Origin of the sequence: Leadbettera azotonutricia ZAS-9 (genome assembly GCF_000214355.1) — a bacterium.
GTDB classification, from domain to species: domain Bacteria; phylum Spirochaetota; class Spirochaetia; order Treponematales; family Breznakiellaceae; genus Leadbettera; species Leadbettera azotonutricia.
Genome location: NC_015577.1, coordinates 3426196 through 3448276 on the forward strand (window position 1 = coordinate 3426196; position 22081 = coordinate 3448276).

General features: G+C 49.9%; 17 protein-coding genes. 10 read left to right on the forward strand and 7 right to left on the reverse strand.

Features of this window, described 5'->3' with window-relative positions; genetic code table 11:
* Nucleotides 1-2 precede the first annotated feature (2 nt).
* The 6 genes from TREAZ_RS15150 to TREAZ_RS15175 all read left to right on the forward strand — a co-directional run bounded on the left by TREAZ_RS15150 (nucleotide 3) and on the right by TREAZ_RS15175 (nucleotide 6792).
* Nucleotides 3-950 (forward strand): ABC transporter permease, encoded by a 948-nt coding sequence (locus tag TREAZ_RS15150; protein ID WP_043923143.1) that lies wholly within the window; start codon nucleotides 3-5, stop codon nucleotides 948-950.
* Between the two features lie 11 nt (nucleotides 951-961).
* Nucleotides 962-1873: a carbohydrate ABC transporter permease gene (locus TREAZ_RS15155; protein WP_015712772.1), complete on the forward strand. Its 912-nt coding sequence runs from the start codon at nucleotides 962-964 to the stop codon at nucleotides 1871-1873.
* An 81-nt stretch (nucleotides 1874-1954) separates the two neighbouring features.
* Nucleotides 1955-3433 carry an ABC transporter substrate-binding protein gene (locus tag TREAZ_RS15160; protein WP_015712773.1) on the forward strand — a complete coding sequence of 493 codons (1479 nt, stop codon included), beginning with the start codon at nucleotides 1955-1957 and terminating at the stop codon, nucleotides 3431-3433.
* Nucleotides 3434-3509: 76 nt separating this feature from the next.
* Nucleotides 3510-4751 (forward strand): hypothetical protein, encoded by a 1242-nt coding sequence (locus TREAZ_RS15165; RefSeq protein WP_015712774.1) that lies wholly within the window; start codon nucleotides 3510-3512, stop codon nucleotides 4749-4751.
* Entirely contained in the window at nucleotides 4748-5710 is a 963-nt protein-coding gene (locus tag TREAZ_RS15170) for a uroporphyrinogen decarboxylase family protein (RefSeq protein ID WP_015712775.1), read from the forward strand. The genes TREAZ_RS15165 and TREAZ_RS15170 overlap by 4 nt, the downstream gene beginning before the upstream one ends.
* 62 nt (nucleotides 5711-5772) lie before the next feature.
* A complete protein-coding gene (locus TREAZ_RS15175; RefSeq protein ID WP_015712776.1) occupies nucleotides 5773-6792 on the forward strand; it encodes a uroporphyrinogen decarboxylase family protein in 1020 nt (339 codons plus the stop codon).
* Here the strand turns inward: TREAZ_RS15175 and TREAZ_RS18645 are convergent.
* Nucleotides 6789-6923, reverse strand: coding sequence for a hypothetical protein (locus tag TREAZ_RS18645; protein ID WP_280990954.1), 135 nt, complete (start codon nucleotides 6921-6923; stop codon nucleotides 6789-6791). The two genes, TREAZ_RS15175 and TREAZ_RS18645, sit on opposite strands and share 4 nt — an antisense overlap.
* A gap of 146 nt (nucleotides 6924-7069) precedes the next feature.
* Here TREAZ_RS18645 and TREAZ_RS15185 point away from each other — a divergent pair, with 146 nt between their 5' ends.
* The 3 genes from TREAZ_RS15185 to TREAZ_RS15195 are packed head-to-tail and all read left to right on the forward strand — an operon-like array spanning nucleotide 7070 to nucleotide 13284.
* Nucleotides 7070-9478, forward strand: a complete 2409-nt coding sequence (locus TREAZ_RS15185; RefSeq protein WP_015712778.1) for an alpha-mannosidase — start codon at nucleotides 7070-7072, stop codon at nucleotides 9476-9478.
* A gap of 24 nt (nucleotides 9479-9502) precedes the next feature.
* Complete coding sequence (locus tag TREAZ_RS15190; RefSeq protein WP_015712779.1) at nucleotides 9503-12646, forward strand: alpha-mannosidase; 3144 nt, start codon at nucleotides 9503-9505, stop codon at nucleotides 12644-12646.
* The gene (locus tag TREAZ_RS15195; protein WP_015712780.1) at nucleotides 12643-13284 is read left to right on the forward strand and encodes a D-sedoheptulose-7-phosphate isomerase; all 642 of its coding nucleotides are present in this window, start codon (nucleotides 12643-12645) and stop codon (nucleotides 13282-13284) included. The genes TREAZ_RS15190 and TREAZ_RS15195 overlap by 4 nt, the downstream gene beginning before the upstream one ends.
* A gap of 16 nt (nucleotides 13285-13300) precedes the next feature.
* Here TREAZ_RS15195 and TREAZ_RS15200 read toward each other — a convergent pair whose 3' ends face one another.
* The 6 genes from TREAZ_RS15200 to TREAZ_RS15225 are packed head-to-tail and all read right to left on the reverse strand — an operon-like array spanning nucleotide 13301 to nucleotide 20002.
* Nucleotides 13301-14218, reverse strand: coding sequence for an ROK family protein (locus tag TREAZ_RS15200; RefSeq protein WP_015712781.1), 918 nt, complete (start codon nucleotides 14216-14218; stop codon nucleotides 13301-13303).
* Nucleotides 14211-15362, reverse strand: a complete 1152-nt coding sequence (locus TREAZ_RS15205; RefSeq protein WP_245535045.1) for a GSU2086 family protein — start codon at nucleotides 15360-15362, stop codon at nucleotides 14211-14213. The genes TREAZ_RS15200 and TREAZ_RS15205 overlap by 8 nt, the downstream gene beginning before the upstream one ends.
* A complete protein-coding gene (locus TREAZ_RS15210) occupies nucleotides 15352-16728 on the reverse strand; it encodes a DUF4340 domain-containing protein (protein ID WP_015712783.1) in 1377 nt (458 codons plus the stop codon). The genes TREAZ_RS15205 and TREAZ_RS15210 overlap by 11 nt, the downstream gene beginning before the upstream one ends.
* Before the next feature lie 8 nt (nucleotides 16729-16736).
* Nucleotides 16737-18188 carry a GldG family protein gene (locus TREAZ_RS15215; RefSeq protein WP_015712784.1) on the reverse strand — a complete coding sequence of 484 codons (1452 nt, stop codon included), beginning with the start codon at nucleotides 18186-18188 and terminating at the stop codon, nucleotides 16737-16739.
* 9 nt (nucleotides 18189-18197) lie between these two features.
* Nucleotides 18198-19061 (reverse strand): ABC transporter permease, encoded by an 864-nt coding sequence (locus TREAZ_RS15220; RefSeq protein ID WP_015712785.1) that lies wholly within the window; start codon nucleotides 19059-19061, stop codon nucleotides 18198-18200.
* Entirely contained in the window at nucleotides 19058-20002 is a 945-nt protein-coding gene (locus tag TREAZ_RS15225; RefSeq protein WP_015712786.1) for an ABC transporter ATP-binding protein, read from the reverse strand. The genes TREAZ_RS15220 and TREAZ_RS15225 overlap by 4 nt, the downstream gene beginning before the upstream one ends.
* Nucleotides 20003-20117: 115 nt before the next feature.
* Between TREAZ_RS15225 and ftsH the strand changes: the two genes are divergently transcribed.
* On the forward strand, nucleotides 20118-22079 hold the full coding sequence (gene ftsH / locus TREAZ_RS15230; RefSeq protein ID WP_015712788.1) for an ATP-dependent zinc metalloprotease FtsH: 1962 nt from the start codon (nucleotides 20118-20120) through the stop codon (nucleotides 22077-22079).
* The last annotated feature ends 2 nt before the right edge of the window (nucleotides 22080-22081 follow it).

Below are 22081 nucleotides of genomic sequence, written 5' to 3' on the forward strand. Positions count from 1 at the left end.
TTATGGTACCAAGAAAACATAAAGGTTTATTATACAATGTCTGGCGATGGCGCGCCTTTTTTGTGCTCATGCTGCCTGCAATAGTAGTATTACTGATAAACAATTATATACCCATGCTGGGAGCGGTCATCGCCTTTAAAAACATCAAGTACAGTTATCCCGGTTTTATCAGGAACCTGCTTGAGAGCCCCTGGGTGGGGTTTCGCAATTTTGAATTCCTGTTCAAATCCGGGTCCTCATGGCTGATTACCCGGAATACGCTTCTCTACAATTTTACGTTTATGGTTATTGGAACAATTCTGGCCGTTTTCTTTGCAATAATGATAAATGAGGTTACCAACAAACGGGTAGCAAAAGTATATCAGAATATTATTTTCCTTCCATACTTTATTTCGTATGTCGGGATTGCGTCCTGCGTGTATGCTTTTTTGAGCTACGATTCAGGCCTTGTAAACAGGACCATACTGCCCATGCTCGGGCTTGAACCGGTTGATTGGTACAGCCAGCCCAAATATTGGCCCCTCATCCTCAATGTTGTATGCCAGTGGAAGTGGGCCGGATACAATTCTGTCATGTACCTTGCGGCAATCAGCGGTATTGATCAGACCTACTACGAAGCCGCAATTATTGACGGCGCCAGCCATTGGCAGCGTATACGCTACATTACCCTTCCCATGCTGAAGCCTTTTATCATCATTATAAACCTTTTGGCCCTGGGAAGGATTTTTTATTCGGACTTCGGGCTTTTCTTCCAGACTACCATGAATTCAGGAATGCTCTATCCTTCAACAATAGTGATCGATACCTATGTGTATAACGCCATGGCAACCACGGGAGATTTCGGAATGTCTGCGGCAGCAGGCTTATATCAGGCGCTAATCGGGTTTGTTCTTGTCTTGTCGGCGAATTCCCTGGTACGCAAGATAAGCCCCGATAATGCGATATTCTAAAAGGAAAAACCATGAAGAAAAAATATTCAGCTGCTTTAGACCGATCTCCGCCCTGGGCGCGCAGGGTAACGCATGTGCTTTTTGCCTTTGTCTGTGTTGCCTGCCTCTTCCCTATATTATTGGTATTTGCCATAAGCATTTCCGATGAAGCGACTATTGCGCAGCATGGATACGAAATTATCCCCCGCATGCTGAGCTCGCGTTCCTATGAATACGTGCTGTCTGATTTTCAGCAGATTATGCGGGGATACATGGTGTCCATAACCATCACGGTTATAGGGACAGTTCTGGGGACCCTTATTACTGCCATGATCGCCTATCCCCTTTCGCGGACCGATTTCCCTTTCCGCAGGCATTTTACATTTTTTGTGGCCTTTACCATGCTCTTTAACGGAGGGCTGGTTCCCTGGTACCTGGTGTATGTAAAAATGCTGGGGGCCAAGAACACAATCATTCCCCTTATCATGCCCCTTCTCATAAATGGTTTTAATGTGATAATTCTGCGCACCTTCATTTCGGCAAACATCCATCCTGCGATAATTGAATCTGCCATCATTGACGGCGCAGGGGAGCTGCAAATATTTTTTAAAATGGTGCTTCCCCTGTCGGTTACGGGCCTTGCGGCCGTTGCCCTTCTTGTGAGCCTTAATTACTGGAACGACTGGTACAATGCGCTGCTCTTCATCGACACAAAGAAATTATTCCCCCTGCAATTTTTGATGTACCGGGTGAATATATCGATTCAAGTGCTTAACACTTCAAGTTTCATTCCTGACGCGGCGGCGAATGCACGGACACGCCTGCCCAACGAAACCGCCCGCATGGCCATGAGCATACTCGGCATAGGCCCCATTGTCCTGGCATATCCGTTTCTGCAGAAGTACTTTGTGCGGGGTTTGACCCTGGGTTCAGTGAAGGGCTAAGCCTTCGCTTTAGCTTGAGTAATACCGGATGAGGCCCTTGGCCGAATCTGTATTGCAATATTTTTTTTGGAGGAAAAGATTATGAAACGTCTTTTTTCAATGATAAGCGTTTTGCTTATCCTGTCGGTAACCATAGCCTTTGCGGGCGGTGGTAAACAATCCGGGCAAGCTGCAAGCGGCGATACCTCAAAGCAGGTAACGGTTGACTGGTATTGGGTTGAAAATCTTGAAGAGGCTGATAACGATCTTGTCAGTTCCGAGATTAGCAAGCTCACCCAGCCAAAGATCAACACCAAGGTTCAAATGCATGTGTTTGACTGGGGCTCATACACCACAAAGATCGATCTGATGCTCGCTTCGGGCGAAAAAATCGATTTGGTCAGCACCACCGGCCTGCCCTTCCACCAGATGGTAGCCAAAGATTATTTCCTGCCTCTGGATGAACTCTATGCAAATTACGGCAAGGAAATGGCCCAGTACATGATTGATTACAACCTTGAAGGCTGCCGGGTGAATGGCAAGCTCTACGCGATTCCCACACCCAAAGAAGCCGGCGGCTGTTATGGCTATGTAATCCGCAAGGACTATGTAGACGCCACAGGAGTCGATCTTTCCAAAGTTAAAACCATGGAAGACATGACGGCGATCTGGGCAAAATTCAAGGCTTACGATCCCAATTTCTCAATCTACAATAATGCTTCTGCATACATCGACTTGATGGGCTTCCAGGTGCTTGGCGACGGCCCCGGCCGTATCTACAAAAACGAGAAGGCGGAAATTGTCAACGAATATGATCATCCCGCTTTTCAGGCCATTGCCAAATTGTGGCATGAATGGTATGTAGCGGGTTACATCAACAAAGAAACCTCCACCCCCGATTTTGCCCACACTGCGGCTCTCAGGGACAATAAAATCCAGGCCATAGGCGGCCAGTGCAAGAACGGTATTGAAGCTGAAGTAAGCTCAGGCATAGGCGGCAAATACGAATTTACGAAAGTAATCATTCAGCCGCCCATAGCGCTCACCTTTACCGGCTACGAATGCGCCTTTGCGATTCCCCGTACCAGCCCCAACCCCGAAAGGGCCATGATGTTCCTCAACCTCTTGATGTCAAATCCCGAAATTCATAACCTTGCCAACTTTGGCATTGAAGGGCGCAACTATATTACCCTGCCCGACGGCCGCATAGACTTCCCCAAGGGAGTGGACGCTGCGAATTTGACCTATATCCCGAATGCGGTTTGGGAAAACGGCAATGCCTTCATAAGCAAATGGTGGAATACCTATCCGGTGGATCATGTGGCGCGCTTAAGGGCATACAATGCAACGGTGCAGCCTTCTGTCGCCCTGGGATTCTCCTTTGATGCTGATCCTGTAAAAGCGGAAATCGGCGCCTGCGCAAATGTAACCAACGAATTCAAACAGGCTATCCTTTCGGGCGCCCAGCCTCTGGAAAATTATCTGTCCCGTATGCAGCAGCAATACAAGGCTGCAGGAATTGACAGGGTCATAGCGGAAAAGCAAAAACAGCTTAGAGCATGGCTTGCGGCGAAGAAATAGTTTTATAGCATGAAGCATTTAGGCCGGTTCCATTGAATTTCGGAACCGGCTTAACTGTAAAGGTGAATATACACACATGAGCAAGAATGAAAAAGATCGCACCATCCTTAGAGAACTCGCAGCAAAAGTGGCGGAAATTGCAGCCCTTCCCGTGCAGGAGGAAAAGCGCAAACTTTGGCGCAAACTCAACAGCCTTAAGCCTGAGCGGCCCATGGTGACCATAGACCAGGTGTGCTGGAGCGAAATGAACATCGATGATAAGCTAACCTTACGTTGCGAGGACAAGGAATGCCGCGCTTACGAACAGGCCCTGCGGCGCACACTCCTCCAGTGGGAATACTTCCCTATGGACATGGTGGTGGAGCCTTTTATCAAAGTGAATAAGGCAGTGCACAATACCGCCTTCGGCATGACTGTGGAAGAACACACCCTTGCAACCTTTGAATCAAACGAGGTACTGAGCCACAAATTCGAAAATCAGTTTAACACTATTGATGACGTTATGGAAAAAATAAAAATGCCTGTTATTACCCATGACGTTGCCGAAACAAAACGCCGCATGGAGTTCGCCTCCTCCATCTTTGACGGCGTCATACCTCTGCGTGAGGAAGGATACGATCCCTACATCTCCATTTGGGATCCCATAGCCACGTGGATGAGCGTCGAAGGCGCCCTTTACGGCCTTGTAGACAAGCCTGAAATGATGCATGCCATGTCCAAGCGTATTGCTGACGGCTATATGATCATGCTGGATCAGCTTGAGGAACAGGGTGTACTCTGCCACAGCCAGGCTTTAATTCACTGTACCGGAGCATTCACCGATGATCTTCCGGCCCCGGACTTTAATCCTGCAAAACCCCGTGCAAAGGATATCTGGATGTTTGGTCTGGCCCAGATGTTTGCCACCGTATCGCCGGCGATGTTCGAAGAATACGAAATCGACTACATGATGCCTATCTTCAAACGCTTCGGTCTGGTGTACTACGGTTGCTGCGATCCTCTGGACGGCAAAATGAAGGAAGTGAAAAAGATCCCCAATGTCCGCAAAATCTCTATGAGTCCCTGGGCAAAAAAAGAGAGGGGCGCTGAAGAAATCGGCAAGGACTTTGTCTTCTCCAACAAGCCCAATCCCGCATTTATTGCGGTAACATCCTTCGATGGAGATCATGTCAGAAAAGATCTTGAAACTACCAGAGAAATTTGCAAACGTAATGGCTGCCCTCTGGAATTCATCTTTAAGGACATCAGTACGGTCCAGAACGAACCCATGAGGCTCAAGCAATGGGCCGACATAGCAATGGAAGTTGCCTCAAGATGAGCAATGCGGATTTACTCGTCAAGGCCATGACCTACCAGAACCCCGAAACTATCCCGGTGAGCATTGGCACGCTCCCGGCCCTCTGGCGCAAGCATCCCGGGGAGATGAAAGAAATCACCGCCCGCTATCCCCAGTTTTTTGGGGATATAAGCGAACAGTATAATTACGATACCTATACCCCCGCATCCTATCATGAAGGCAGCTTTGCCGATGAGTGGGGCTGCGTGTGGAGCAATATCCAGGAAGGCCAGGAATCCATAGTCACCGGCCATCCCGTAAAAACCCGCGAAGATATCCGCAGTTTGAAAATTCCCGATGACCGCACCGGGAGGCTGCCCCACGGCTTTATGTATCTGCGCCTTCTCGATCTCCGTGGTTTTGAAGAGGCCATGTTTGACTTTGCCGATGAAGCTCCTGAACTGCAGATCCTCATCGATAAGGTGCTGGAGTACAATATGATCCAGGTGGATGTTGCCATCGGAAAAAATTCAGGCCCTGTCCAGTATTTCGGTGACGACCTGGGTATGCAGAAAGGCCTGGCCATAGGCCGCGATAAATGGGTCAAATACATGAAGCCCTGTTTTACCAAACTCTATAAAAAAGTCCACGATGCAGGAAAGCTTGTCTATATGCACACCGACGGCTGTATCTGGGAAATAATGCCTGACCTCAAAGAAGCAGGGGTAAACATGGTAAACCCCCAGTACCGGGCCAACGGCCTCGACAACCTTGTCAGGGTTTGCAAGGGCAAGATCCCCATCAACCTGGATCTGGATCGCCAGTTCCTCCCTTTTGCGACGCCTTCTTCCATCGAAGATCATGTCCGCGAATGTATAGAAGCCCTCTACCTGCCCTCTGGCGGCCTGGGCATCAGCCTGGAACTTGGCCAGGATGTAAGCCCCGAAATCATCGAGGCATCCCTTGCGGCCCTGGAGAAATACCGGCATTACAAGGGGTAAATTTTTAGATTTTAGGAATTCAGTGTCTAAGAATTTACTGTAAGAATTTATTGGAGAACAATATGACATCAAAAGAATTAGTTATCAAAACACTGGAATTTAAAAATAAATCGGGCCGTGCCCCCAGGCAGCTCTGGTCTTTACCCTGGGCAGGGAACCATTACCCCGAAGAACTCGCCGCGATAAACCGGGACTTCCCCGGGGATTTTGAGGGCTGCAATGTTACCTACAAAGAAAGGGCTATAGGCAGGGGAGATCAGTACGAAGTGGGAGAATTCACCGATGATTGGGGTTCTCGTTTTATCAATGTTCAGAAAGGCGTCCACGGACAGGTAAAAGAACCCATAGTCCCTGAAGCAGATGAAAACTGGGATGATTTGAGCAAGGTCCACTTCCCCACAGAATGGCTCAGTTTTGATATTGAAGAGGCAAACCGCCTTTGCAAAGGCAACGATAAATTTGTCATAGCAGGCTGCTGTCCCCGGCCTTTTGAGCAGCTCCAGTTTATCAGAACCTCTGAACTGCTCTTTATTGACCTCGCCTTAAAACCTGCGGGTTTTTTAAAATTCATCAAAAAAATGCATCAATTCTACTGCGAACTTCTTGAAAAATGGGCCAAGACCGACGTGGATGCCCTCAACATGATGGACGACTGGGGTACTCAGCGGGGCCTCCTCATTCATCCTGATACCTGGGTAGAAATCTTTAAGCCCTTGTACAAAGACTATATCGACATAGCCCACAGGGCGGGCAAGAAAATGTTCATGCACTCAGACGGCCATACCCTGGCTATTTATCCCCACCTCATTGAACTGGGCCTGGACGCATTTAATTCGCAGATTTTCTGCATGGGTGTTGAAAATCTTGCGCCTTTCAAGGGTAAAATAACCTTCTGGGGCGAAGTTGACCGCCAGCACCTTTTGCCTGAAGGAACTACCAAAGAAATACAGGATGCCATCAAGAAAGTTCACGATACACTCTGGCAGGACGGCGGCTGCATAGCCCAGTGCGAATTCGGCGTCGGTGCAAAACCCGAAAATGTACGGCAGGTATACGCAAGCTGGGACGAGCTTACAGGCTAGGAATTTACCTGCTCCGCAAACACCTCGCTTAAATTAACAGAGAGACCTTCGATGGCAGCGGAAGGAAGGACAGCTCCGGCTTCATAGGTTTTCCAGATGCTTGCATCTTCCTGAGAGATACTTACCTGCACGGTTTTGTCGTCAGGCGATAGGGTCCAAATAATATAAGGGTCTCCATATAATTCGTCAATGTTTTGAAAATAGTTTTGACAAAGCCCTGAAAATTCTTTATAGTAATTTGAAGTGCAACCTTTGCATAATCCCGGAGGAATCAAATATGAAAGAAAAAATCCATCTCATCGGTAACGCACATATAGACATATTCTGGCTGTGGCGATGGGAAGAAGGCTTCCAGGAGATTCGGGCAACCTTTGCCTCAGCCCTTGACCGCATAAAAGAGCATGACCAGTTCATTTTTACCTCAGCCTGCGCGTATTACTACAGCCTGGTTGAAAGTACCGATCCCGGGCTCTTTAGGCGCATACAGGAAGCGGTTAAAGCCGGACGCTGGCGCATAGTGGGCGGCTGGTGGCTTCAGCCCGATTGCAATGCCCCTGCAGGCGAGTCCTTCGCCCGTCAGGGTCTTTATGCCCAGCGCTACTTTAAGGAAAAATTCGGCGTTACCGCAACGCTGGGTTATAATGTGGATTCATTTGGCCATAACGGGAATCTTCCCCAGATCCTTAAAAAATCAGGCATGGATTCCTATGTGTTTATGCGGCCTATGGCCCATGAAAAAACCTTGCCTGCGGTTCTCTTCAACTGGGAAGGCGTGGACGGAACCAAAGTGCTGGCCCACAGGCTTATGATCAGCTATAACTCGGAAAGCAATTGGGGGGAAAAGCTGGTAAAAAAAATTGCCCAGCATACCGAGGCAGCCGCAAAGGAAGGCAAGCCCCTGATGTGTTTCTACGGAGTAGGAAACCACGGCGGCGGGCCCACCATAGAGAATCTTAAAACCATCGATGCTCTTAAGAACGAAAGCCCTGAAATTGTTTACAGCGATCCCCAAAAATATTTTGAAGAAGCCTCCAAATTGCCCGGTATTCCTACAGTCAAGGATGAACTTCAGTATCACGCCATAGGCTGCTATTCCTCCCTCAGCAAGGTCAAGCGCGCCAATAACGCCACAGAACAGGCTCTGCTCTTTGCTGAGAAAATGCTTGCTGTTACAGGAGGCGCCGATATTTCAGAAAACAGCGCAGCTCTTACAGCGGCCTGGAAAAAAGTTTTGACCAACCAGTTCCACGATTCCCTCGGCGGCTGTTCCATTCCCGAAGCCTATCCCAAAATTTTGGCGGCTTATGCCTGGGGCCAGGAAACAGTGAACCACATGACAGCCATACTTTTCCAGCGTCTTACTTCCAGGATTGCGACTTTCAAAGACGGTTCCACAGTTATAGTCTGGAACCCCCATCCCTGGGAAGTAAAACAAACCATTGAAGTTATAGGTCTTGCCGATGCAGTTTATGACAGCAAGGGAAATGCCCTTCCCTTTGAAATTGTGCCCACTGCGGCGATTACTTCCGGTTTCTTTTCCCAGGCTTTGCGCTTCAATATAAATTTACCGCCTTTGGGGTATACAGCCTATAAACTGGATAAGCTCAGCAATAGCTGGGATACCAGGGCCTTTTTAAGCCTCCAATATACCCGTACTGCTTCAAACCATATACGTTCGGGCGATTGGGATGCGGAAATTGACAGGGAAACCGGGTTCATCACTTCCCTCATCAACACTAAAACCGGCACCCAATTCCTGGGAGGGGAAGGTATAGGCCCTGTCATCATTGATGATGAATCCGATACCTGGACTCACGCCCTTTCTTCCTATAAAGGCGCAAAACGAAAGATGGCCCTGGAATCTTATACCTTGGTAAGCCAGGGATCTGTGACCACCGAGTACGAAATTGTCTATAAGCTCTTTACCAGTGCAGTAATACTGCGCGTCATCCTTAATGGCGAGCTGGGAACTCTCGATATTAAAACAAGGGTCGTCTGGAACGAACACCACAGGCTTCTCAAATTAAGAATTGGATCGGTTTTTAGCAGTAAAGCATTTAATTCAGAGATACCCTACGGGGCTATCGAAAGGGCAGCAGATGGACGGGAATGGCCCCTGCAGCGCTGGGCGATCCTATCGTCGCAGGCAAATGGGCCCGGCCTTGCTGTCATCAACGATGGTATTTATTCAGGCAGTGCCGAAGAGGGCAGCCTGGATCTCACCCTTTTAAGGAGCCCGGTTTATGCCCACCATGAGACCCAGCACCCCAGGCCCGACATACAGCACCGCTATGTGGATCAGGGTGAGCAGGAATTCCTTGTCCAGCTCAGGCCCTATGCCACCCAAGCTGTTCAGGAAAATATTGCCAGCCATGCCCTTGAGCTGAACCAGCCTCCTGTTTATGTCATCGAATCCATTCACTCAGGCGAACTTCCCCTGGAGCATAGCTTCTGCAGCATAAAGGAAGGTTCATCGGCCATAATTTCCACTATCAAACGTTCAGAAGATGGAAATGCGTGGATAGTCAGGGCCGTTGAAACAGGCGGCAAAAAAAACGAGGCCTCCGTTGATTTCACATGGCTCGGCTTAAGATGCAATTTAAGCTTCAGCCCTTATGAGATCAAAACCCTAAAAATTGCGGACAAGGACAATTCAATTTCTGAAACCAATTTACTGGAATTTTAGATTTTCAATATAAGGAAGGAATGCATGTTCAAAGATTTCATTGTCGAAAAAATAGGCCGGGAAGTCCGTTTCCTGGAACAGCTCCGGTATCAGAATGTTATGCCGGTAAAAGAACTGCTGGCCACAGAAGAGCCAAAGGATTTTGCCTATCCCGGCTTTATAAAACCCGGAAAGGCTTCAAAGCAAATGAACATTGGCGAATTCTGGAGCGGCCGGGACCGGTATCTCTGGATACATACGGAATTTGAGGCGCCTAAAGAATGGAAAGGCAAAGATGTACTTGGCTATTTTGATTTCGGCCTCACCGGGGGCGGGCATAATTCAGGCTTTGAATCCCTGCTTTTCATAAACGGCGAGCCTTACCAGGGGGTAGATTCAAACCATAAAGAAGCTTTCTTTAAGCCCCAGACAGGAAAGAAAATGGCTTTCGACTTCAGGCTCTGGAGCGGCCTTGAGGGGGGCGGCCCAAAAAAGATAATGGATCACCAGATTAAAGCTGCCTTCTTCTGTACCCTGGAACCCTCCGTGGACGAACTTTATTACCTTTTAAAAAACATGATCCTGACAGTAAAAGAATTAAAATCTGAAGACCCTGCCCAAACGAAACTTCAAAATATACTCGTAGAAGGTTATAAATTCCTTGACTTTACAAATCCCGGTTCATCGCCCTTTATTGCCTCTGTGGAAAAAGCCCTTGAGTATTACCGCAAAAACCTGAAAACCGCAGGCAGACAAAAGGACGTTTCGGTTTCGTTTATCGGTCACACGCATATAGACCTTTCATGGCTCTGGCGCTACAAGCACACCAGGGAGAAAGGGGAAAGGTCGTTTTCCACAGTATTGCGCTTAATGGAAAGATACCCCGAATATATTTTCCTCCAGACCCAGGCGCAGATCTACGATTCCATCAAGGAAGATCACCCTGATCTTTACAAGGCTATCGCAAAACGGGTGGTGGAAGGCCGCTGGGAAGCTTCCGGTTCCATGTGGGTGGAAGCGGACTGCAACATTCCTTCGGGCGAATCCCTGGTACGCCAAATACTCTATGGCAAGGGTTTCTTTAAAAAAGAGTTCGGCGTGGAAAATACCTTCCTCTGGCTCCCCGATGTGTTCGGCTATAACTGGGCCCTGCCCCAGATACTCAAAAAATCCGGCATCGATACTTTTATTACTACCAAGATCAGCTGGAGCGAAATCAATCGTATGCCCCACGACACTTTTAAATGGACGGGCATGGACGGCAGCACAGTGATGACCCACTTTATCACCACCCCGGACACAGGGAACGCCATCTACTACACCTACAATGGCATGATACTCCCCAGTACCGTCAAAGGCATTTGGGAAACCTACCGTGATAAGGCCATGAACCAGGATCTGCTTTTCTCTTACGGTTTCGGCGACGGTGGGGGCGGCGTTACCCGGGACATGCTCGAAAATATCAGGGCCGTTTCAAAACTCCCGGGCCTTCCGGCTGCAAAAACAGAGCGGGTGGATACCTACCTTAAACGGCTCCACAAGAAAATTTCCGAACCTGCAAACGCACGCCTCCTCCACAACTGGGACAGGGAACTCTACCTTGAATACCATAGGGGGACATACACTTCCCAGGCTTTCACCAAAAAAATGAACCGCAAGCTTGAACTCGTCTATAGAGACGCGGAAATACTGCAATCCCTGGCAGCCCTTAAAACCAAAAAATGGGATGATGCATCCCAGGCACTGCTCCACGAGGGCTGGAAGCTTATATTAAAAGCACAGTTCCACGATATAATCCCCGGTTCTTCCATTGCCGAAGTCTACGAAGACACACAGAAAGATCATGCCACTGCCATGGAAAAAGGCAATACCGCCTTCTCAAGTGCTCTAAGCATACTCACAAACAAAGACAAAGAAACTCTCACAGTAATTAACACTGCCGGCTGGAAACGCGGCGGCCTTGTAAAGCTCCCTGCTGAATTTGCCTTGGGAAAAGGGAAAGTTCTTGCAGGCCCCAAAGGCGTGCTCCCGGTTCAGGTGTCCTCCATTGACGGAGAAAAGGCAGCTTACACCTATGTGCCGGGTATCAATCCCCTGGAAAGCGCATCCCTCAAAATTGAAAATGCGTCGCCTGATCTGCCGGTGGTCAAATTCGGCAGGAATGCAAAATTCATAATCCGCAAAAACGGCGTGGATACTCCCTTCTATAAAATCAAGTGGAACGCCAAAGGCCAGCTCACTTCAATATGGGACAAGCAGGCCAAGCGCGAAACCCTTTCCGGTCCGGGGAACGAACTCCAAATGTTTGAAGACAGGCCCCGCTCGAGCGATGCATGGGAAATCGAAGCCACCATCGATCTTAAGCGCGAAAGTGTGGACAAGCTTGTCTCGGTCAAGATTGAAGAATCAGGCCCCCTATTTGCACGGGTACGTTTTGTCTGGGTTTACAACAAATCCAAAATCACCCAGGACTTGATTGTCTATACCGCCCATAAGAGGATAGACTTCAAGACCGAAGTAGATTGGCAAGAAAGGAGCAAACTCCTCAAGGCCAGCTTCCCTGTGGACATACGTTCGGTAAACGCCCGTTACGAAATCCAGTACGGCAGCCTTGAACGCAATGCCACCAGAAGCACACCCTGGGATGAAGCCCAGTTCGAGGTGGTAGGGCACCAATGGGCCGACTACAGCGAGAAGGGCTTTGGTGTTGCCCTTATGAACGATTCAAAATACGGCTATGACATTAAAGAAGGCATCATGCGCCTTTCTCTCCTTAAATCAGCGGAACACCCCGACACCCAGGCTGACAGGGGTTTGCAGCAATTCACCTACTCGCTCTATGTGCATACAGATCCATGGTACCAGTCGGATCTCATACCACTGGCATGGGACCTCAATGCGCCCCTCGTTGCTGCCCAGGGAAAGAGCAGCATTGGAGACTTAATCAGCATTAGCGGCAATGCTGCACTGGACGCAATCAAAAAGAGCGAAAACGGCAAGGACATCATCATAAGGCTCCACGAGATGCACGGCGGGCGATCCAAACTCAACATTGAATTTAATGTTCCCGTTTCCGGCTGGGCCGAGGCGAACCTCATGGAAGAACCCATTGGCGCTTTTAAAACTTCTGCTGCGATTAAGAGAGAGCTCCATCCTTTCGAAATCGTAAGCTATAGGATAAAATTATGAGCGACCCCAATCATGTCATTTTCAGGAAACTATTGGAACGGTACCCCGATCTTGAAGCCTGCGCGGCGGAGATATTCGCAGCAGGGGAACTCTTAAAAAATGCTGCCGCAGGGGGAAATAAAATCCTCCTCTGCGGCAACGGAGGCAGCGCGGCGGATGCGGATCATATAACAGGGGAACTTTTAAAATCCTTCTGCAAAAAGCGGCCCATTGATAAAAAATTTAAGGAAAGGCTTAAAGATCTGGATCAAGATGCGGGCGCCGATTTAGCGGAAAAACTGCAGGGCGGCATCCCTGCAATATCCCTCACCTTTCACAATGCCCTGTCAACAGCCTTCGGGAACGATGTGGACCCCAACATGGCATTTGCCCAGCAAGCCTTTGTGTATGCCAAGCCGGGCGATGTTTTCTGGGGCATCTCCACTTCGGGCAATGCAAAGAATGTATACAATGCGGCCCTGGTTGCAAAAGCCAAAGGATTAAAAGTGCTTGGCATGACCGCAAAGGGCGGGGGCAAATTAAAACAGATCAGCGACATCTGCATTGCGGTCCCTCGCACAGAAACCTACGAAGCCCAGGAACTGCATCTCCCGGTATACCACGCCCTCTGTCTCTATGTGGAAGACGCCCTCTGGTAATTAGCCATCCACAGAATCACTTTGCGGACAGGCCGTTTACCGCTGCGCAAATTGCGGCGGTATCCCCCAATGATTCCCCCAATTCCGCAGGCAGCACTTTGCAGACCCCTGCGGCAAGGGGAAGGGCTTCTTCTTTAATCGCTTTTTCCACCCTGCTGCGGAAAAGGGATTCGCTGCGCGCAAAGATACTGCCTATAACGATTCTTTCAGGGTTTATAATATCAATAAAAAGGGCAAGCCCCTTGCCCAGCATGAGGGCGCTCTCTTCGATTATTGCAAGGGCCATGGCATCGCCCTTTTCGGCTCTTTTGCATACTTCGCCGCCTGAAATTCTTTCACCGTAACGGTCAAAATAAGCTTCCGAAATCCCGCCCCCCGAACACCAGCCTTCCAGGGAACCTTTTTTGCCGTAGCCCAAGGGTCCGCCTTCAGTCATCCTGATGTGGCCCACTTCCCCTGCAAGGCCATTTGCCCCCCGGTAGAGCCTTCCGTCCAGGATGAGGCCCGCGCCAAGGCCGGTGCCAAAGGTGAGGAAGATCATGTTTTTGCAACCCCTGCCTGCGCCATAGTACCATTCCGCAAGAGCGCAGGCATTGGCATCATTTTCTATGAATACTGGAAGGCTGAATTCATCTTTCAGCATTTCTATGATATGCACATCATCCCAGCCGGGGAGGTTTGGGGGGGACTGAATAATCCCCTTGTCGCTATCCAAAGGGCCGCCGCAGGAAATACCCATAGCGGCAATATTCTCTTTTCCATTTTGCGATATAAAAGTCTCTACTTCAGTAAATATATTTTTTAGGGCCTGTTTCAAATCCCTGTCGGTGGGAAAAGCCTTCTTGCCTAATATCCGCCCCACAGAATTGCCTGAGGATATCGCGGTTTTAGTGCCGCCTATGTCAATGCCAATATATACTTTATTCTCATTCATTCCGGTTCTCCATTTGGCATTCCAATGACTGGCTCAGGAGGGCAAAGAAAACCCTGTTGTCTGCCGAGGTATAATCCACCCTGCAGCCCATGCGGCTAAAGGTCTTCATGAACCTGAGGTAATACGCGGGATCATCCATAGGAGGTTCCCCCCCTGACCAATCCCAGGAAGCTTCCTGGAGATCGACCACATGGATGCCGCAGTCCTTTATCCCCTTCCCCCCATTGGCATTCCTTGCCATGGAAAGGGCTTTTTCAAAAATCATTGGGGACATGACAGCCGAACCTACAGACAAGTACACACCGCCGTCCAGGCTTTCGATGCTTGAAACATATTCAAGAAAATCCCGCTCCGCAGTCCTGCCCACCGCAGCGCCGCAATTGGCTTTATGGGTGTAAATTATATCATGGCCAAACATGGGATGGCAGGTAAAAGGCCTCCCGCATTGCGTAGCAGCCTCAAGAAGGCTGTATTCTTTATAAAGATGGTCAACGGAAAGAAAACCAGGCCGCAGATTGAGCAACTCCATAAGTCCCAGGAGATCCAGAGCCGCAGCAGCCTTATTAGTAGTATAAGTACTAACATCAACACTATTACGCTTAATAGCAGAATTCACCGTTTCAAAAAGCCCCTCCCGGGAAGGAATATCGAGGCCGTCTTTATGTATCATTGCCCCCACAGAAGCGCCATAACCCAGACCTTCATAAGCGCCAAGCGCCAATGCCAGGTTGATATAAAGGCCTGTTTCTTCCCAGGTGCCAAATTTGCCTTTAAGGACATTCTCATGGACATCCTCGCTGCTCTTTCCCTGGAAGGCAAATTCCCAATCATGAATTACCGCAGCCCCATTGGCAGCCAGATGGGTAAACCAGCCTTTTTTAAGCAAACTGCCGAGAAGCTGCCCCAGACCGTTCTTTATGGAATGGGCGCCGAATGCGCAAACAACCGAAGCGCCCCTTTTCTTTGCCTTCGCAATTTCCGCAGCAATACTGTCAACCCGCAGTTTAAGGGACGCGGGTATTTCTTTTGTTTTTAAATAAGCCTCAGGCTTAATGCATGCATCGGGTATGGAGACTTTGCTAAGCCTTTCCCTGAGGGGGAAATAACTCATCCTGGCCCTGTCAAACATAAGCCTATTCGGCATAAGCCATTTTGTCCGCAGTTTCAAAAATGTTTCTCACCTGAGATCGGGAGACAACAAATTCTGTATTGCCATCCTGGGTCAGGGCATAATAATCACGATTATAGGGCCTAAGCGTGACAGACACCCTGGCATTCTGCGGCTCTTTAAGGTTGAATTCTATGGTAACAGGCGAACCGGCGGCAGGCTCGCCAAGGGGCCCCGGATATTCAGCATCCACCAAAAGGCCAATGACTGCCTGATAATAAGTCCGGAATTCCTTGTCAAGGGTTTTCTTTCCATTAAGCGAGAATTCGGCTTCATCCTTGGTGCCTTTTATATCTGCACGCAATGTACGGCCTTCGCCGGAAACAGTAAAATAATCAACTATATCAATATTGAAAATAAGCGAAAACTTGTCGGCCAAATTAAACGCAGTAGTGCCGACTACAGCATCCAGGTTAGCAACAGTGAATACCCCGTTTTTATCCGGCAGTTTGGCAAAGAGTTCCCCTTCGCCGCTCCTGCCAAAGAGCAGATCAAAAACACCGTTTCCGGCCTCGATATGAAGTTTCCCGGGTTTATCAAGGCCATAGGGCGCCAAAGAAGCGGGGTTGTCTTCCACAAATTGGTTTATTTGCAGAGCCTGCAGAGGTTCAAGAATTTCGGAAAACTTCTGGCTGTCTACGCCCCGCCTTGCTTTATAAGGGGAAATGAGCATAAATTGCGAAAAGTTTGACACTAAATATACGTCCTCCGGCCTGGGCACAATATCAATAAGCGTTCTGCCGTTATCAAGGGTAAAACGGATCACAGTGGCGGGATCAAAACCTGTATAGATACTCCTGTCCCGTATGCTGTCCAGGCTAAAGAGGAGGCTGTCGGCAGAATAGGAAGAGACCGTATACACTTTGGGATCGCCCGAAACCATAGTATAATAAGCAGAACGCCCGGGGTTGAGGTTCCCAAAAAAGAGTTCTGCCCTTTTCCCTTCGGAATCGGCAACAATGGCATGCCCCTGAGGTTCGGCAAGCCCGTACTGGGAAAGATCCCCCGGCGCATCATCCACTACGCTTTCGGCCCAGACGCTTCCTGCATACCAGAGCTTGCCGCTTACTGCCGATTGATCAATCCGTATGCCCGTGGGGGCATTTGCCAGTTCCCAATTATCGCCGTTTTTTTCCAGGGAAAAACCCGAGCTTACAAGATCGAGCTTTACGATCTTGCCGGAATCAAATTCTGTCAGCCTGGGAGTATCCCGCGCAGGGGCCGATGCATAGGGAGAGGCTTTGGGGTGGGCCTTGCTCCATGCTTGAGCCGCGAAATATCCGCCGCTTAAAAGAACCAAAGCCGCAAGGACAATTATGAGTGTTACTGTCTTCCGTTTCATAGTTCCGCCTAAAGGTGGCGACGCTTCAGCCAGGTGACAAGCCCGGTTATGAAGAAAGCCAGAGGGATAAGTAGCACAAACACTACGCTAAAAATTATCATCTGAAGGCCATTGAGGCGCAGGGGCAGGAGGTAGAGGCTCTTGGATCGTACTGCGAGCGCCTCGGGCCTGTCTTCAAGCCATGTAAGACTGTTCATAAAGAAATCCAGATTGCCGGGGATCTGCTGATAGGAGCTGATAGGTTCCAGGAGGGAGGCCGCAGCAATAACTACAATGCGGGCCTGCTTTTCATTCCCCTGTATGTACTGGGGATCCATAACAGTCATGGCGATGGTTATGGGCCCCTTTATGTCCGAACCCACCCTGATATTTGCGGTCTCTTCAAGATCAGTCCTGAGCCAGGAATTCTGGGAAGACGAGAGGAGGGGGCTTAAGCCCACAGAACGCCTTTTGGCAGGAAGCTCGGAAATGCCCATGGGGAAGGGCAGCACTATAAGCGAAGATCTTTGCGACAGGGGCTTGGTAATATCATGCTCGGCCATTTCGGGGATCATGACATATGGCGCGCCTGCTGTATGGGCGGTATCATTTTCCTGCACCACCCCATAGTCAAGGCGAAGCCCATAGCTTGAGAGGGTTTCGTTCAGGATGGGAAGCTCCCTTATCCTGTAATCTGCCAGTATTAAAAGCCTTCCGCCGTTTTCAAGGAAGGCAAGAATCTTGTCGGCTTCGCCCCGGGAAATATCTGCCCTGGGTGCATTGAGGATGAGCCCTGAAGCGTCAGGCGGTATGCTGGACTGGACGAGGTTAATGGACTTGAGGGAGAAATTTTCCCGCTCCACAGTTTCCTTCATGCCAAGCTGGGAAAGGGCCCTTTCCTCATGGCCGGTGATTTCATAAAGCACAGGAGTTTCGCCGGTCCCGGCAAAAAGAAGGGCCGAGGTAAAGCGCCTTTCCACGGCTACGCCGGTAATGGATTGGCGGCCGGTCTGGTTATTGGTGCTGACATCGTACATATCCTGGGGCGGGATGACCCTGAAGCCCTTGGCGCCTTCCACAATGACACTGCCCCGGGCAATACCCTGCTTGTCCTTGTCGTACTTCACCAGGAAGCCGGGGTTCTTGTCGGGGTCCATCACCTGGAAGTGAATGTTTTTATTTCGCCCAATGTAGAGATCCACCACCTCGGTAACTTCGGAATTGTCCTCGCCGGGCCGCCAGAGGCCATAAATGTTCACCGGGGAATTTACCTTGTCCAAAACCTGGATAGACTGCTCTGAAAGGGAGAAAAGCTTGCTGTAGGTAAGATCAATCTGGGGGGTAAACTGGGCTATGATGAGGTTAACCAGAATGAGCCCGGCTATTACTGCCAATGTGATGAGGGCCGCATAACCCCCGTACTTAACCTGTTTGGTGCGGAAAGAATCCCGCAGGTATTTAAAACCTTTAATTTCTTTCATTATATCCCCCTAGTTCCACCGGCGCTTTTCAATGAGCCTTACTGTCAGGAAAAGGAAAAGTCCGCAGAAGGTAATGTAATAAATGAGGGAATCGATTTTCAAAAGCCCCATGGTAAAATTCTGATAGCGCCTGTTAAGGGAGAACCACCCCAAAAATTTCTGGAGGAACCCGGTATACACAGCGCGCTTAAAGAACCAGAAGCCCCCTATGGCCAGGCCGAATACTATGACCGATGCCAGGGTAATAAACCAGTTCCGGGTATTCAAAAAGATGAAAGACGCCGCGAGGGCAGCCAGTACTCCCGCAGAAATAAGACCTGCCTTGAGATCCGCAGGAACCATCTGCGCGATAGAGTCGATTAGCAGTATTACTAACAATGCGAAGAATGTTACCAGCGCCGCGGTAAGCTGATTCTCCGTAGAAGCGGAAATGAGCACGCCTATGGAAATATACCCTGCCCCCAGGAAAAGAAAGCCGATATAGCTTCCAATAACCTCGGCAGTCTGCAGATCGCCAAAGATTGCGATCACCACCGCGTAGAGCAGAGTTACTGCCATGGTCATGGCATAGAGGACCAGGGCTGCGAGGAATTTCCCTAACACGATTTCAGGAATGGAGACAGGGCTCGTGAGGAGCAGCTGATCCGTCTTCTGACGTTTTTCTTCGGAAAAAAGCCTCATGGTTAAAAGAGGGATCGCAAAAAGGTAGATAAAAAGCAGATTCCCCAGGAAGCTTGAAAACTGGGAACTCTGGGAAAAGATATTGCCAAAGGCAAAAAAGAGGCCGGTTATCAGCAGAAAAAGGCCCATATAAATAAAGCCTATGGGGGTTACAAAATAAGCTTTTACTTCGCGTTTAAAAATGGAGATCATTCTTTCGCCTCCCTGGTGGTAAGATTGAGGAATATCTCTTCGAGGCTTAAATCCTGGGACCGCATCAAAAGTATGGGTATATTGGCTGTGCTCAAAGCATGGAAGATGTCCCGCCTTATGTCGGCTTCTTCACCGGCTTCAGCGACGACCTCGCAGGTCCCGCTCTCCTGGGATTCTTTCCATTCCAAATTCCGTATCTGGGGGATTGTCCCCAGGGCGCTTGAGACAGCATCCTGGCTGCCATCGAGGCGGAGGAGTATGTGGCTCCCGCCGAGTATGCGTTTTGCCAGGTTTTCGGGGGTATCGTCCGCCACAATGGCGCCCCTGTTGATGATGAGCACCCGCTTGCACACAGCGCTCACCTCGGGAAGTATGTGGGAAGAAAGGATGATGGTGTGATCCTTCCCCAATTCAATTATGAGATCCCTGATTTCGAGGATCTGCTTGGGATCGAGGCCCGCCGTGGGTTCGTCCAGGATCAGCACCTCAGGGTCGCCTATCATGGCCTGGGCCAGGCCCACCCGCTGCTTGTAGCCCTTGGACAGGTTCTTTATGAGGCGGCCCGAAACATCGGAAATTCCCGTAATCCCCATCACCCTGTCCATGCGGCCCTTTTTCTCTTTTGCCGGGATTTTTTTGATGTCCCCCGCGAAGGAAAGGTATTCTTTTACTGTCATGTCCGGGTAAAGAGGGGGGTTTTCGGGCAAATAGCCGATTTTCTTCTTTATTTCGGTGGGATACTCCAGAATATCCATCCCGTCCACCTTGACTGCGCCTTCGGTGGACGAAAGATACCCAGTGAGTATGTTCATGGTGGTTGATTTCCCGGCCCCGTTGGGCCCAAGGAAGCCTACGATCTCGCCTTTCTCGATCTTAAAACTCGCGTGGTCCACTGCCGTATGGGGGCCATAACGCCTAACCAGGTTCGTAACCTCAATCACGAAAACCTCCTGTGTATAAATAAAAATTTAACATTGGCTCAAGGTATGTTGATAAAGGGCCATAAAAAGTAGATATTAGTATATGGGAACCTTTAGGAAGTTTCAAGGAGTGATAATGGCTGAATACGGGTCCGAGGACCCTCAGGAAGATAAGCCCAAGCAAAAAAACACCGGACCTCAATTCCCCTTTGGGGGAGGAGGAGGTCCCAAGCTTCCGGACTTTAAACCCTTTGGAGGCTGGAAGTTTTCCATTATATATGTGGTCATCCTCATTATTGGACTGAGCCTCTTCAATTTTGTGTTCCTCAATAGGGTTAACCCTACCATAGATTTCTCTGAATTCAAGGCCAAAATCACCACCGGGGAGATCAAGCGGGTAGAAATAACCGATTCCTACTTCACTGGCTATAGCTCCCTGGCGAGAAAAGAGACGAACCAGAGCCCCATGTTCCGCACCCCCTATACCCCGGTGCCGGAAGCCGTCTACCGTACTGTCCCCATCAACGATCCTGACCTTATCAAGCTCATGGACGAAAAGAACGTGGCATACTACGCCGTCTCCCGGGAGGGGAGCACGGTTCTCAATATCATCTTCTCATGGGTGCTGCCCATTGCTTTCTTCATATTTATTTGGCGTTTCCTCATGAAGCGCATAGGCAATATGGGGGGCAATGTGCTCTCGGTGGGCCAGAACAAGGCGATCATCGTAGCGGAAGGGGATGTCAAAACCCGCTTCATTGATGTGGCAGGCGTTGACGAGGCCAAGGAAGAGCTTGTGGAGGTGGTGGATTTCCTCAAAGCCCCCAAAAAGTACACCGACATAGGCGGCAAGATACCCAAGGGCGTCCTTCTGGTAGGCCCTCCGGGAACAGGCAAGACCCTTTTGGCAAGGGCAGTTGCGGGAGAGGCGGGGGTTTCATTCTTCCGCATCTCGGGCGCTGAATTCGTGGAAATGTTCGTGGGCGTAGGCGCGGCCAGGGTAAGGGATCTCTTCAAGCAGGCCCGGGAAAAGGGCCGCTGCATCATCTTCATAGACGAGCTTGACGCCATAGGCAAGAGCCGCATCAACAACATAGCCGGGGGCAATGACGAGCGGGAACAGACCCTGAACCAGCTCCTGGTGGAAATGGACGGCTTTGACGCCACTGCAGGCCTCATCATACTGGCGGCCACCAACAGGCCCGACGTGCTCGACCCTGCCCTGCTCAGGCCCGGCCGCTTCGACCGCCAAGTCCTTGTGGACAGGCCCGACCTCATTGGGCGGGAAGCCATACTCCGCATACATTCAAAGACCGTAAAGCTGTCGCCTGAGGTGGATCTTGCATCCGTTGCCCGGGGCACAAGCGGCTTTGTCGGCGCGGACCTGGCGAACATCGTGAACGAAGCGGCCCTCCTCGCGGTGCGCGCAGGCCGCCAGGTCGTGATGCAGGCAGACTTTGGGGAAGCCATCGAAAAAACCGTGGCGGGCCTCCAGAAAAAAACCAGGGTAATCAAGCCCGAAGAGCGGCGCATTGTGGCCTATCACGAAACAGGCCACGCCCTTATCGCGGCTTTTACCCCGAATTCCGATCCGGTGCAAAAAATTTCCATAGTGCCCCGGGGCTTCGGCGCCCTTGGTTATACCCTCCAGATGCCCGTAGAGGATCGCTACCTCATGACCGAGGCGGAACTCCTGGGAAAGATAGACGTGCTTCTGGGAGGCCGCGCTGCGGAGGAACTTATTTTCGGCGAGATTTCCACCGGCGCTGCCAACGATCTTACCAGGGCAACGGACATTGCCCGGAAAATGATCACCGAATACGGCATGTCCTCGCGTTTTAAAAACGTTGCCCTTACCCAGCGGGGCACGGGCATGATGGGAAACCCGATTCAGGAGCCTTCATTCCAGAGGGAGTATTCCGAAGCAACCCAGCAGTATATTGATGAAGAAATCGCCCACAATGTAGAAAAACAATATGGGGCGGTAAAAATCAAGCTTGAGCAGAACCGGCCCCTTCTCGAAAAAGTGGCAGCGCTGCTCCTGGAAAAAGAGACTTTGGACGAGAAGGAATTCAAGGAATTGGTCAAGGGTGATTAAAA

Bases quoted from the DNA above. Each gene is read 5' to 3' on its own strand.
- TREAZ_RS15150 (WP_043923143.1), top strand. From the start codon at position 3: ATGGTACCAAGAAAACATAAAGGTTTATTATACAATGTCTGGCGATGG.
- TREAZ_RS15155 (WP_015712772.1), top strand. From the start codon at position 962: ATGAAGAAAAAATATTCAGCTGCTTTAGACCGATCTCCGCCCTGGGCG.
- TREAZ_RS15160 (WP_015712773.1), top strand. From the start codon at position 1,955: ATGAAACGTCTTTTTTCAATGATAAGCGTTTTGCTTATCCTGTCGGTA.
- TREAZ_RS15165 (WP_015712774.1), top strand. From the start codon at position 3,510: ATGAGCAAGAATGAAAAAGATCGCACCATCCTTAGAGAACTCGCAGCA.
- TREAZ_RS15170 (WP_015712775.1), top strand. From the start codon at position 4,748: ATGAGCAATGCGGATTTACTCGTCAAGGCCATGACCTACCAGAACCCC.
- TREAZ_RS15175 (WP_015712776.1), top strand. From the start codon at position 5,773: ATGACATCAAAAGAATTAGTTATCAAAACACTGGAATTTAAAAATAAA.
- TREAZ_RS15185 (WP_015712778.1), top strand. From the start codon at position 7,070: ATGAAAGAAAAAATCCATCTCATCGGTAACGCACATATAGACATATTC.
- TREAZ_RS15190 (WP_015712779.1), top strand. From the start codon at position 9,503: ATGTTCAAAGATTTCATTGTCGAAAAAATAGGCCGGGAAGTCCGTTTC.
- TREAZ_RS15195 (WP_015712780.1), top strand. From the start codon at position 12,643: ATGAGCGACCCCAATCATGTCATTTTCAGGAAACTATTGGAACGGTAC.
- TREAZ_RS15200 (WP_015712781.1), bottom strand. From the start codon at position 14,218: ATGAATGAGAATAAAGTATATATTGGCATTGACATAGGCGGCACTAAA.
- TREAZ_RS15205 (WP_245535045.1), bottom strand. From the start codon at position 15,362: ATGCCGAATAGGCTTATGTTTGACAGGGCCAGGATGAGTTATTTCCCC.
- TREAZ_RS15210 (WP_015712783.1), bottom strand. From the start codon at position 16,728: ATGAAACGGAAGACAGTAACACTCATAATTGTCCTTGCGGCTTTGGTT.
- TREAZ_RS15215 (WP_015712784.1), bottom strand. From the start codon at position 18,188: ATGAAAGAAATTAAAGGTTTTAAATACCTGCGGGATTCTTTCCGCACC.
- TREAZ_RS15220 (WP_015712785.1), bottom strand. From the start codon at position 19,061: ATGATCTCCATTTTTAAACGCGAAGTAAAAGCTTATTTTGTAACCCCC.
- ftsH (WP_015712788.1), top strand. From the start codon at position 20,118: ATGGCTGAATACGGGTCCGAGGACCCTCAGGAAGATAAGCCCAAGCAA.